Source organism: Bacteroides sp. HF-4919 (assembly GCF_018860125.1).
On record NZ_JAHKNF010000003.1, the window covers coordinates 16,207 to 28,780 of the forward strand.

12 protein-coding genes and 1 pseudogene are annotated in these 12,574 nt (G+C 46.5%); 11 read left to right on the forward strand and 2 right to left on the reverse strand.

Features of this window, described 5'->3' with window-relative positions; translation table 11 throughout:
• The first annotated feature begins 15 nt into the window (after nt 1-15).
• From KO473_RS06160 to KO473_RS06185, 6 genes are all read left to right on the forward strand, one after another.
• A complete protein-coding gene (locus tag KO473_RS06160; protein WP_005778456.1) occupies nt 16-813 on the forward strand; it encodes an ABC transporter permease in 798 nt (265 codons plus the stop codon).
• Complete coding sequence (locus tag KO473_RS06165; protein WP_005778454.1) at nt 807-1,595, forward strand: ABC transporter permease; 789 nt, start codon at nt 807-809, stop codon at nt 1,593-1,595. The genes KO473_RS06160 and KO473_RS06165 overlap by 7 nt, the downstream gene beginning before the upstream one ends.
• Before the next feature lie 67 nt (nt 1,596-1,662).
• Nucleotides 1,663-2,997 carry an ABC transporter substrate-binding protein gene (locus KO473_RS06170; RefSeq protein WP_005820666.1) on the forward strand — a complete coding sequence of 445 codons (1,335 nt, stop codon included), beginning with the start codon at nt 1,663-1,665 and terminating at the stop codon, nt 2,995-2,997.
• A gap of 216 nt (nt 2,998-3,213) precedes the next feature.
• A complete protein-coding gene (locus KO473_RS06175; RefSeq protein WP_005778451.1) occupies nt 3,214-3,582 on the forward strand; it encodes an RNA-binding protein in 369 nt (122 codons plus the stop codon).
• 309 nt (nt 3,583-3,891) lie between these two features.
• Entirely contained in the window at nt 3,892-5,118 is a 1,227-nt protein-coding gene (locus tag KO473_RS06180; protein WP_005820665.1) for a 6-bladed beta-propeller, read from the forward strand.
• A complete protein-coding gene (locus tag KO473_RS06185) occupies nt 5,118-5,522 on the forward strand; it encodes a DUF4891 domain-containing protein (RefSeq protein WP_005820664.1) in 405 nt (134 codons plus the stop codon). Before KO473_RS06180 ends, KO473_RS06185 begins: the two co-directional genes overlap by 1 nt.
• Nucleotides 5,523-5,771: 249 nt before the next feature.
• Here KO473_RS06185 and KO473_RS06190 read toward each other — a convergent pair whose 3' ends face one another.
• Nucleotides 5,772-6,317 carry a 30S ribosomal protein S16 gene (locus KO473_RS06190; RefSeq protein WP_005778447.1) on the reverse strand — a complete coding sequence of 182 codons (546 nt, stop codon included), beginning with the start codon at nt 6,315-6,317 and terminating at the stop codon, nt 5,772-5,774.
• 136 nt (nt 6,318-6,453) lie between these two features.
• On the opposite strand from KO473_RS06190, the pseudogene KO473_RS06195 reads away from it, so the two are divergent.
• Nucleotides 6,454-6,693 (forward strand): annotated as a pseudogene (locus tag KO473_RS06195) (helix-turn-helix transcriptional regulator); the annotation flags it as partial.
• A gap of 12 nt (nt 6,694-6,705) precedes the next feature.
• On the opposite strand, the gene KO473_RS06200 reads toward KO473_RS06195, so the two are convergent.
• A complete protein-coding gene (locus KO473_RS06200) occupies nt 6,706-8,007 on the reverse strand; it encodes a Na+/H+ antiporter NhaC family protein (RefSeq protein WP_005806735.1) in 1,302 nt (433 codons plus the stop codon).
• 590 nt (nt 8,008-8,597) lie between these two features.
• Between KO473_RS06200 and KO473_RS06205 the strand changes: the two genes are divergently transcribed.
• From KO473_RS06205 to KO473_RS06220, 4 genes are read left to right on the forward strand one after another with little or no spacing between them, the layout of a single operon-like run.
• On the forward strand, nt 8,598-9,995 hold the full coding sequence (locus KO473_RS06205) for an RtcB family protein (RefSeq protein ID WP_005820660.1): 1,398 nt from the start codon (nt 8,598-8,600) through the stop codon (nt 9,993-9,995).
• A 4-nt stretch (nt 9,996-9,999) separates the two neighbouring features.
• A complete protein-coding gene (gene prfH, locus KO473_RS06210) occupies nt 10,000-10,620 on the forward strand; it encodes a peptide chain release factor H (RefSeq protein WP_005820657.1) in 621 nt (206 codons plus the stop codon).
• Nucleotides 10,621-10,645: 25 nt separating this feature from the next.
• Nucleotides 10,646-11,359 (forward strand): RNA ligase family protein, encoded by a 714-nt coding sequence (locus KO473_RS06215; RefSeq protein ID WP_122130424.1) that lies wholly within the window; start codon nt 10,646-10,648, stop codon nt 11,357-11,359.
• Complete coding sequence (locus KO473_RS06220) at nt 11,356-12,471, forward strand: AAA family ATPase (protein ID WP_122130425.1); 1,116 nt, start codon at nt 11,356-11,358, stop codon at nt 12,469-12,471. The genes KO473_RS06215 and KO473_RS06220 overlap by 4 nt, the downstream gene beginning before the upstream one ends.
• The last annotated feature ends 103 nt before the right edge of the window (nt 12,472-12,574 follow it).

A 12,574-nucleotide genomic window follows, 5' to 3' on the forward strand; every position in this document is an offset into this window, starting at 1 on the left:
AAATAAGAGTTAAGAGTGAAAAGATTATCGGTCTTTTTTTCATCACGTAAGAGTTGGACGCTCCCTTACATTATCTTTTCGGCGATCTTCGTCGTTATTCCGCTACTCCTTATTGTGGTCTATGCTTTCACCGATGACAGCGGACATCTGACATTGGAAAACTTTGCGAAGTTTTTTCAGCATCACGAGGCTATCAATACCTTTGTTTATTCCATCGGTATTGCCATCATTACCACTATCGTCTGTATCCTGCTGGGCTACCCGGCAGCCTGGATACTAAGCAACGCAAAGCTGAACCGCTCGAAAACGATGGTCGTATTGTTTATTCTTCCCATGTGGGTCAACATCTTGGTGCGTACGTTGGCAACAGTAGCCCTGTTCGACTTCTTCAGTGTCCCGTTGGGTGAGGGAGCTTTGATATTCGGTATGGTCTATAACTTTATACCTTTCATGATTTACCCTATCTACAACACCCTGCAAAAGATGGATCACAGTTACATCGAGGCTGCGCAGGACTTGGGTGCCAATCCCGTCCAGGTGTTTTTCAAGGCGGTGCTTCCGCTTTCCATGCCGGGAGTGATGAGTGGCATCATGATGGTTTTTATGCCCACTATCTCAACTTTTGCCATTGCAGAGTTGTTGACGATGAACAACATCAAACTGTTTGGTACCACTATCCAGGAGAATATCAATAATAGTATGTGGAATTATGGAGCGGCCCTGTCACTGATCATGTTGTTGCTGATTGCGGCGACTTCTCTGTTCAGCACCGACGACAAAGATAATACGAACGAAGGAGGTGGGCTATGGTAAAGAAGATTTTTGCCCAGACCTATTTGTGGATACTCCTTTTGCTGCTCTATTCGCCTATCGTGATTATTATGATCTACTCTTTCACCGAAGCAAAGGTGTTGGGCAACTGGACCGGATTCTCCACGAAACTGTATTCGTCACTGTTTACTACCGGCACGCACCATTCGCTGATGAATGCGTTGATCAATACCGTGACCATTGCTTTGATAGCGGCTACGGCTTCCACTTTGTTGGGCAGCATCACGGCTATCGGCATCTTCAACCTGAAGGCACGTTCGCGGAAGGCCATCAGTTTTGTGAACAGTATCCCTATTCTGAATGGTGATATTATTACCGGTATTTCCCTGTTCCTGCTGTTTGTTTCGCTCGGTATATCTCAGGGATATACGACCGTGGTATTGGCGCACATCACATTCTGTACTCCATATGTGGTGCTCAGCGTGTTGCCCCGCCTCAAGCAGATGAATCCTAATATTTACGAAGCTGCCCTCGATCTGGGAGCAACCCCGATGCAGGCACTTCGCAAAGTGATTATCCCGGAGATTCGTCCGGGAATGATTAGCGGCTTCATGCTTGCGCTGACACTTTCTATCGATGATTTTGCGGTAACGGTATTTACGATCGGTAACGAAGGACTTGAGACACTTTCCACCTATATTTATGCCGATGCCCGCAAGGGAGGGCTTACTCCGGAGCTGCGTCCCCTTTCGACGATTATCTTCGTGGTGGTGCTGGCATTGCTGATTGTCATTAACCGGCGTGCGGGTAAGGAGAAAAAGTGATGGCCTTTTTGTTTTAAATCGAAAAAGAAGAGAATTTACGAGAATCAAGAAACTGTATAAAGTGCTAATGAACAAACTATTAATAACCCTTTCCCTGGCGATGTCACTTTTGTTTTCCGGTTGTTACAACTCCGGTGAACCTCGCGAGAAGGTATTGAAAATCTATAATTGGGCCGATTATATCGGTGATGGGGTGCTCGAAGACTTTCAGGCATATTATAAGGAGCAGACGGGTGAGGATATCCGCATCGTTTATCAAACCTTTGATATTAACGAAATCATGCTCACCAAGATTGAGAAGGGACACGAAGATTTCGATGTGGTATGTCCTTCGGAATACATCATCGAGCGGATGTTAAAGAAAAACCTGCTGTTGCCCATCGACACTGTTTTTCCCCATTCGCCCGATTACATGAATGACATATCGCCTTATATCCGTGAACAGATTGATAAACTGAGTCAGCCGGGGCGGATCGCCAGTCATTATGCGGTATGCTATATGTGGGGAACCGCCGGGATATTGTATAATAAAGCTTTTGTGCCCGAAGCCGATGCCGAAAGCTGGAATTGTCTTTGGGACCGGAAATATGCCGGTAAGATACTGATGAAAGACAGTTACCGGGATGCATACGGAACTGCCATCATTTACGCCCATGCCCGTGAACTCGCCGATGGTAAGGTGACGGTCGAAGATCTGATGAACGACTATTCTCCCCGTGCGATGGAGATTGCCGAGAAATATCTCAAAGCAATGAAGCCCAATATAGCCGGTTGGGAGGCAGACTTTGGCAAAGAGATGATGACTAAAAATAAAGCATGGCTCAACATGACCTGGAGCGGAGATGCCAAGTGGGCCATCGAGGAAGCGGATGCGGTAGGAGTGGAGCTGGATTATGCCGTACCCCGTGAAGGAAGCAACATCTGGTATGACGGGTGGGTGATTCCTAAGTATGCCGGTAACCCGAAAGCTGCCAGCTACTTCATCAACTTCATGTGCCGCCCCGATATTGCCTTGCGGAATATGGAAGCGAGCGGTTACGTAAGTGCTGTGGCTTCGCCCGAGATTATGGAAGCGAAAGTGGACACAACTCTTACATATTATTCCGATCTGAGCTATTTCTTCGGACCGGGTGCCGACAGCCTGCAGATTGACAAGATTCAGTATCCGGATCGTGAAGTGGTGGAGCGTTGTGCCATGATTCGTGATTTTGGTGATAAGACGAAAGAAGTTCTTGAAATTTGGTCACGCATAAAAGGCGACAATCTCGGAGTGGGCATTACTATTCTGATTTTTGTGGTAGTGGGACTAATGAGTGGCTGGATGATTTATAAACGGGTACAGCGCTATAAACGTGAGAAGATGCAGAGACGCCGGAGCCGCAGACGGAGGAAGCAAAGATGAGATTAAAGTAACGTTGAAATCTGAATTTTGATAAAAAAATAAAAGAAAATGATGATTTTGTTTCTCAATCTATTGTAAATGTCTATATTTACCGCGTATTAAAGATTTCTGATAGGATGTGTTTTATTTCCAAGGTACTTGTAGAGTAATTTATCTCCTTATTAAGACTTCTCTAACATAACAAATTTTATTAATTGTATTAATTATTTTTTTTCAATGAACATTTTTATTGCAGGCATCAGCTATAATCTTAGCAACGCCGATTTAGGAGAATTATTCGAAGAGTTTGGAGAAGTTATTTCAGCCAAAATTGTCATGGACAGAGAGACTGGCCGTTCTAAAGGATTCGGTTTCGTAGAAATGCCGAATGACGAAGAGGGAAATGCTGCCATCGCAGCACTGAACGAAAAAGAAATAGACGGAAAAACACTTTCTGTATCAGTTGCACGTCCGAGAGAAGAAGGACCGCGTCGTAATAACAATTACGGTGGTGGTAGTCGTGGTGGCTACGGTAACAACCGTGGTGGCGGTTACGGTGGTGGTAATCGTGGCGGCGGCTATGGCGGCGGTCGTGACAGATATTAATCAAAAGAGATTACCAGTCTGTCCAAACAGACTTGAAGGAGAGATGTCCGGGATTTATCCCGGGCATCTTTTTTTATGTGGTGTCCGGCGGGTGTATAATTTTGTGTACTTTCGCCACAGAGTGTGCGGAGGGTACAATGAAAAATATTTCTTTCAGGCGTACTTATAAGCAAAGGATTAAAACTCTGTGCCTTCTGTAGCGTGCCCTATTTATATAGACAAACTCCGGAATGAATAAAAAAAACTACGGAGTATTCGTAAGATATTCGTTTTTATTTTTATCTTTGTATTTATAGAAAAGGAGGGTATATGAAAAATTCCGGGAAATTACTTTTCTTGAGTTCAATTCTGGGGGGAGTCTTTTTAGTCTCTTCTTGTTCGGCTGTTCCGAAGATAGAAGAGAAGGACTTATCGGAGCAATGGCCGGTTGTGGCTTCCCGTCAGTGGACCGGTCAGGATTCTGTTGTGGTATGTGATCTAAATGCACTGAAAGATACGATTGACTTACCGCTCAGCTTCTTTGTAGAGGACTTTCGGATCATCAAGTTGGATAACCGCGATGAAGCGATGGTAGGGGTAAGCAATCTATGTGTCTCCGAAAACTACATTCTCGTTTACGGTTCTGTTTATACACTTCATCCCTGCCGGTTGTTTAATAAAAAGGGAAAGTTCATTACCGATATAGGCGCTATCGGGCAGGGACCGGGAGAGTATCGTTCTATATATAAAGCCCGGATTGATGAAAAACATAATTGCATTTATCTGATCCCTTTTGCTAACAGTAATGTTATCTATGTTTACGACTTGAAAGGGAAACCGCTGCCATCCATTCCGTTGTATCGGCTTGTCTCCAAAGCCATGTTCCGGATCGATACGGACAAACGAGAGATTACAGTGGGGGCACTTCCTTTTACCGGATACCCTTTGGTTGCATGGACACAGGATTTTGAAGGAAATCTGTTGGACTCTGTTCCCACACCTAAGCATCTGTTTGTTGTTCCCGATTATAGTAATGATATCGCGTATGGGGCCAATACGGAAGCAGTCGATCTCTATATATCGACCTTCTGGGAGTTACGCCCTGATACACTTTATCATTATATACGTTCGGAGAGCAGGCTGAAGCCCCACTTTACGCTCGATATCGGAAATCGGAAACGTTCGATGACGATGTATTACGAGTTACCCCGGGTTTATATCGGAAAGTTAGCGGTAGATAAGCAGGTAGGTGACGGACTGTGGGAATCTCAGGATACTTCGTACTTTGTAGTAGATAAGAAATCGTTGCGCGGAACCTTTTTCCGTATAGTGAATGATTTTATGGGAGGTATGCCGGATCGGTTATGGACACCCTGGGCTTTTTACGACAGGCAGTATATACGGCTCGTGGAGCCTGGATCGCTGAAAGCAGAGATCGAAGCCTATCTGAGCGGTATGGCCGGGGAGAGTGCGAATGCCCTGCGGGAGTTTGGTCAGTCGATAGGAGAAGAAGATAATAGTTATGTAATATACGCTAAGCAGAAAGGAGCTCAATAATGAAAAAAGTATTTGGAATCTTGTTGTCGGTTCTGTTGGCCTGCACTTCGTGTGGAGATGGTGCCAGCAAAAGTGAACCTTCGTTTAAAGTATACGATGAGTACTCTAAAGAGAAGAAGGTCGAAAAGAAGAATGATATCGGAAAGGCAACCTATATTTTCTGGATAAACAAAGCGGAAGCCAAGAAATTGCGCGGGTTGACTTTTAATATTAAATGTAAAGTCACGATCAACGAAGACGGTAGTATAACGATTCTGGGATATGAAAAAGAACAACCCTACACGGTGACCAAAAGTCTGAAGAAATACCTCAAAACCTTCCGTGTAGACGAGAAAGCTTTGAAAGAAGGAACGGTTAAAACGGGAGATCAGGTGGTTTTTTTGCGTTATGTTGTGCTGAAATAAAAGGCAGTGTTTTTAATGCGAGGATGTGCTGAAATTCACCAAAGGAGATACAGAGTAACACACATTGAATTTTAAGTCATTGATTATCACTATTGATAATCTGTAGTGAAAAGAACTTTTGAGGCAACCCTCTGTGTCTTCTGTGGTGAATCCGGTGCCGAATGACCTTAATAAAAAATCCTCCCCGGCAGGACCGGAGAGGATTTTATCGTTTTAATCCTATTTACTAATGATAGATACTGCCGATTATTATTCAGCAGCAGCTTCAGTTGCAGCTTCTTCTGCCGGAGCAGCTTCTTCTGCGGGAGCTTCAGCAGCAGCCTTAGCAGCTTCTTCAGCAGCTTTCTTTTCAGCCAATGCTTTTGCTTTTGCTTCGTTTACTTTCTTTTCAGCTTCCAGACGTGCTTTTTCGTCAGCCTTTTTAGCTTCATCTTCTTTAGCTTTCAAAGCAGCCAGACCAGACTGTTTGTTGTTCTTCCAAGCTTCGAATTTAGCTTCAGCTTCAGCTTCACCGAAAGCACCTTTAGCTACACCGCCAAGGAGGTGTTTCTTCATGTAAACGCCTTCACGAGAAAGGATGTTGCGAACTGTGTCTGAAGGTTGTGCACCTACCAGTACCCAGTGCAAAGCACGTTCGAAATTCAAATCTACTGTAGCAGGATTGGTGTTAGGGTTGTAAGTACCAATCTTCTCTGTAAATTTACCATCACGTGGTGCTCTGCTGTCTGCAATAACGATAGAGTAGAAAGCGTAGCTTTTACGTCCATGTCTTTGCAATCTAATTCTTGTTGCCATTTTAAATAAATGTTTTTAATGAATGATTTGAATTAATGCTATTAACTCGTAATAGCGGGTGCAAAGATAGGGGTTTTGTTTTGATTGACAAAGACTTCCTGTTCTTTTTTATAATAATAACCCCATTCTGAGCTTTTCGTTTGCCGCACTCTATCCCCATTATTTGCCCGCTTTGCGCTGCCAATGCCCCGAACTGACCCGTAACGACGAACTGCTTTGTATGCTGATTTTGCTGAATCAGAGCACCGACGAGATAGCCCTTGCTTTAGGCATTTCGCGTGCCAGTGTCAATTCCGGACGAAGCCGTATCCGCAAGAAGTTAGGATTGGGCAAAGATGAATCGCTCGAGGCCTATTTACAGAATATCCGGAAGTAAGCCGTCCGCTATTCAGGAATACCTCCTCGGATAACGGAATAGAATGGCCAGCAGCGCACAGATACCCATTGTAAACGGATAATACAGGTTTCCGATGATACTGAGCGGAGAGATCTGTGCCAGTCCGGCAGCAATCAGCATTTGTGCTCCGTAAGGGATGATCCCCTGTATCAGGCACGAGAAAGTATCGAGGATACTCGCTGTCTTTCTTCGGTCCAGATGAAACTTCTTCGCGATATCTTTAGCAATCGGTCCGGTAGTGATGATAGCGATCGTATTGTTAGCCGTGCAGAGGTTGGCAATGCTCACCAGTGCGGCAATGCTGAGTTCTGCTCCCCGTTTTCCGTTTACATGCCGGGTCAGTTTATTAATAATGAAATCTATTCCTCCGTTGTAGCGGATGGTTTCAAGCATTCCGCCCGCCAGCAGAGTGATGATGATCAGTTCACCCATTCCGGTAATGCCCGTTCCCATAGCTCCGAACCAATCGAAGAATCCGAGGCTGCCTGTAGCGATGCCGATTACACCACTGGTGAAGATACCTATTATCAAGACCAACATTACGTTCATTCCGGCTATGGCCGTTCCCAATACGATAAGGTAAGGAATCACTTTCACCCATTCGATCTCCTGTACCTGTGGCGGAGCAGCTACCGAAAGTCCCTGAAAGATATAGATACCTAATACCACCAGTGCGGCAGGCACTACGATCATGGAGTTTACCCGGAACTTATCACGCATCACGCATTCCTGTGTCTTGGTCGAGGCAATGGTTGTGTCGGAGATGAACGAAAGATTATCTCCGAAGAATGATCCGCCCACTACCACCGCTACCATAAACGGCAGGTCTATGCCGGTTTTTTCCGCCAGTCCGATGGCAACGGGAGTCAGTGCCACGATAGTTCCCACGCTGGTACCGATAGATAAGGAGATGAAGCAGGAAGCCAGAAAAATGCCTGCCAATAAAAGGTTATCCGGCAGAATATGGAGTGTGAGGTTTACAGTGGCATCGATGGCTCCCATCTGCTTGGCACTCTGCGCAAAGGCTCCTGCCAGAATGAATATCCACACCATCAGCATGATATTTTTATTGGAAGCTCCTACCGAGAACTGATAGACGCGTTGTTCCAGATTCAGTCCCCGTGTGATGGCGATGGCATAGCACGACGAGATGAGGAAGGCCACCGTTATAGGAACTTTGTAGAAATCGTTCACCAGGATGGAGGTGACCAGATAGAGGCACAAGAACACGAATAAAGGGCTGAGTGCCCACCAGCCTGAAGTGCTTTTATGTATCTTTTCTTCGTTTATCATTGAATGATTCTTAAAATTTTGAGGTGCAAAGATAGTGAATGATAGGGAGAAAAACGGTAATTTTGCACCGACAATATAAAGATTAACGCTAACCGCTTCATGCATTTAAAAATTTCCGGAGAAGAACGCTGTGAGGCGGGAAGCTTTGGTGCGAGTTAGCAACAGGGGCGGTGCGAAGTGATTCGTGCCGCTTTTTCATGAATATGGGTACTGTTTCTGAAAAAAAATGTCTTTTTGTTTTGCGGGAATAAAAAGAACTATTACTTTTGCCGCCGATAAACAGAGTATTCACCCTTTAAATAATCGGAAAGGGTTTTAATTATGTCAGAGAAATAATATCTTCAAACTTGGAACTGAGTTGACCCGTCGGGAGGATGGGGCTTTGCAACTTTGTTTTTTTATACGCATCGCAATTCTGCTGCTGGCGATGCAGGTTGATTAGTTCCACAATCACGTTTAATTTATTTATTATTCACTTCAATGCTGTGAACAGGATGTGTTATATCCTTTTCTAAAGTATTGGTATCCCGCATATTGCCTGTTGCCTGCCCATGGCAGGTAGCCGGTATTGTATGCGAAAGAAAAACAGTATGGGAATACGTTTGAAAGATTTAAGCAAACTGGGATATAGAGACAACGTGGCCCGTAGTCTGGCCGTTGCCCTCGTCAACAAGTATTGTAAACACGAGACAAAAGAGCGGATATTAGCTATTCTGGGCGATGTACTCGGAAATCCCGAAATATATAAAAACAACGAAGTATGGAGTAAACTGGCCGAACAACTTTCTCCTACTTTAGTCGAAAAAAGTTTTACGTCGTATGATTTACTCGACGAGCCTTTGGCTTATAAAACATACGGAAGCAAGCATATTGAAACATTGGCCAAACAACAGATGAATCTGGCTATGCGCCTTCCGGTCACTCTTGCCGGAGCGTTGATGCCCGATGCACATGCCGGTTACGGATTACCCATAGGAGGAGTATTGGCTACGGATAATGCAGTCATTCCGTATGCGGTGGGAGTTGATATAGGTTGCCGGATGAATCTTACCCTGTTTGATGCCGGGGAAGACTTTCTAAGTCGTTATTCGCATCAGATGAAAGAAGCGCTGAAAGAATTCACTCATTTCGGCATGGATGGCGGGTTGCCTTTTGTTCAGGAACACGAGGTACTTGACCGGGAAGAGTTCCGAATGACTGAATTGCTGAGAGGGCTGCATGGCAAAGCGGTGCGACAACTGGGAAGTTCCGGTGGTGGAAATCATTTTGTGGAGTTTGGCAGGATCAGCTTGCAGGCGGACAATGTCTTAGGAGTTCCGGAGGGTAGTTATGCGGCTTTGCTTTCCCATTCCGGTTCACGGGGGCTGGGTGCTGCCATTGCCAAACATTACAGTCTGCTGGCCCGTGACATCTGTTGCTTGCCCCGCGAGGCTCAGCACTTTGCTTGGTTGGGATTGGATACGGAAGAGGGGCAGGAATACTGGCTTAGTATGAATCTGGCAGGCGATTATGCCCGTGCCTGCCATGAACGGATTCATCTGAATCTGGCCAAAGCTCTGGGACTGAAACCTCTGGCCAATGTGAACAACCATCATAACTTTGCATGGAAGGAGGAACTTGCTTCCGGACAAACTGCCATTGTACACCGTAAAGGAGCAACTCCGGCTCAGAAGGGCCTTCCGGGACTGATTCCCGGAAGTATGGCCACCCCCGGTTATCTGGTATGTGGAAAAGGAGTGGGTGAAGCCCTTTGTTCCGCTTCTCATGGAGCAGGACGTGCCATGTCCCGCCAAAAGGCGAAAGACAGTTTTACTCAGTCAGCACTGAAGAAGTATCTTTCGCAGGCCGGCGTGACACTGATTGGCGGTAGTGTCGAAGAAATGCCGTTGGCTTACAAAGACATTGACCGGGTGATGCAGACTCAGGAGGCATTGGTGGAAATTCAAGGTACCTTTATGCCCTGTATCGTACGAATGAATAAAGAGTAGAATGATGGAAAAGACGTATTTACAAATCACTTCGGGACGTGGTCCCGTGGAGTGTTGCCGTGTAGTGGCATTAGTGCTTGAGAGAATATTAAAACAAGCCCAGACCCGGAAACTGAAAGTGGAAATAGTGGAAAAAGAAGCCGGTCCTGCCAACCGTACATTGTTGTCGGCAGTCATTGCACTTGAAGGTGCAGGTTGCGATACACTGGTGGAAGAGTGGGAGGGAACCGTGTTGTGGATTGCCCGTAGCCCGTACCGGATTCATCACAGACGCAAAAATTGGTTTGTCGGTGTGCAGACCTTCTTGCTGTCCGAAAGCCGTGAGGCAACCGAAAATGAAATCCGTTATGAAACTTTGCGGGCTTCCGGACCCGGCGGACAGCATGTCAATAAGACGGAATCTGCTGTAAGAGCTGTCCATATTCCCAGCGGAATCAGTGTAGTGGCATCCGACCAACGTTCACAATGGCAGAATAAGAAACTGGCCACCGAACGATTGCTGGTCAAGCTGACTGCTTGGAATGTAGAGCAGGCAATGATTCAGGCACAGGCTAACTGGAGTAACCACAACAGCCTTCAAAGGGGAAACCCGGTGAAGGTCATTCAAGAAGAGCTCCGGTTTTGAGTATTAACGATTAAAAGAAAAAGCTATGTTATCAGAAAAATATGGTCGTACCTACCACTATCCGTTCTCTCCCGGGACGACGAGTGACGACCGAATCAATCATACCTATTGGGAGGATATCCGGGAGATAAACACGCTGGTCCATACCGAAAAACTGGATGGGGAGAACAATTGTTTAAGCAGATACGGGGTTTTTGCCCGTTCGCATGCTGCTCCTACCACTTCACCATGGACGAGCCAGTTGCGTCAGCGTTGGGAGTTGTTGAAGAATGACCTGGGAGATATTGAACTCTTCGGCGAGAATCTGTATGCTGTTCATTCCATCGAGTACAAGCGGCTGGAGACACATTTTTATGTGTTCGCAGTCCGCTGTCTCGACAAATGGCTGTCGTGGGAAGAGGTGAAGTTTTATGCTGCTTTGTTCGATTTGCCTACTGTACCCGAATTGTGTACGGAGCGGGTAAACGGACTAACAGCCGAAACCCTGAAACAACATGTCATCTGCCTGGCCGGGGAACCAAGTGTCTTCGGATCGCGTGATGTGCTGACAGGGATGGACTGTACCCGTGAAGGGGTAGTAACCCGCAATGCCGGCGAGTATCTTACCGCAGACTTTGCCCGTAATGTGTTTAAGTATGTCCGTCAGGGGCATGTGCAGACAGACGAGCATTGGACACGGCATTGGAAGCGTGCCCGCCTGGTGTGGGAGTCGAAACAAGAGAAAGGAGGTAACGAATGATTTGGAGATTGACAGAACGGAAAGATTGGGATTCACTGGTACAGCAGTTCAGTTGGGTGCGGGATATGGATCTGGTTCCCCAGCACGCTTTGCATCATGCCGAGGGAAGTGTAGCCGTACATACCCGCATGGTACTCGAGGCATTGCAGCAACAGCCTTCCTATCTGAGGCTTGCGGAGCAGGACCGGGAGATCCTTTGGGCAGCCGCTTTGCTTCACGATGTAGAAAAGCGTTCGACTTCGGTCGATGAAGGCAATGGGCAGATCACCTCCAAAAATCATGCGAAGCGGGGGGAGGCTACTGTACGCACCATCCTTTACAGGGATATTTCTACGCCTTTCGGTATCCGCGAGCATATTGCCTCTCTGGTACGCCATCATGGTTTGCCTATCTGGCTGATGGAACGGGAAGATCCCTTGAAACGTACTTGTGAAGCTTCGCTGAGGCTGAACACTTCGTTACTGAAACAGTTGGCTGTGGCCGATATTTGCGGGCGTATCTGCACGGACAGGGAAATACTGCTGGAAGCTACCGAATTCTTTGAAATGTTTTGCCGTGAACAACAATGCTGGGGGAAAGCCCGGGCATTTGCCGGTGATACGGCCCGCTTCCATTATTTTCATACGAATCAGGCTTATATCGATTATGTCCCCCACGATGATTTCAGATGTGAGGTTACTTTGCTTGCAGGTCTGCCCGGTATGGGGAAAGACTATTATATAGAGTCTCGATGTGCCGATATGCCGGTTGTCAGTCTGGATGCTATCCGACGCGAACATAAACTCAGCCCCACGGATAAAGCGGCTAACGGCTGGGTGGCACAAACGGCCAAAGAGCAGGCACGGGGCTACCTCCGGAAGGGACAGGACTTTATTTGGAATGCCACCAACGTGACCCGCCAAAGACGTGCCCAGTTGGTCGATTTGTTCATCACCTATGGGGCACGGGTGAAAATAGTCTATATAGAGAAACCTTACTCCGTCTGGCGGCGGCAAAACGGCATACGCGAATATAAAGTGCCGGAGCCGGTTCTGGATGTGATGTTGGATAAACTGGAGGTTCCCCGGTTGACAGAAGCGCACGAAGTGGTTTATGCCGTGCAGGAACAATAGGGCTACACCCAACCGGGGGGAGGGTGTAGCCTTAGGTACCTTGGGGTGTAGCTATCCGGACCGGATGGCTACACCCTGTTTATTTTCCGGCGGTGTCTGTATT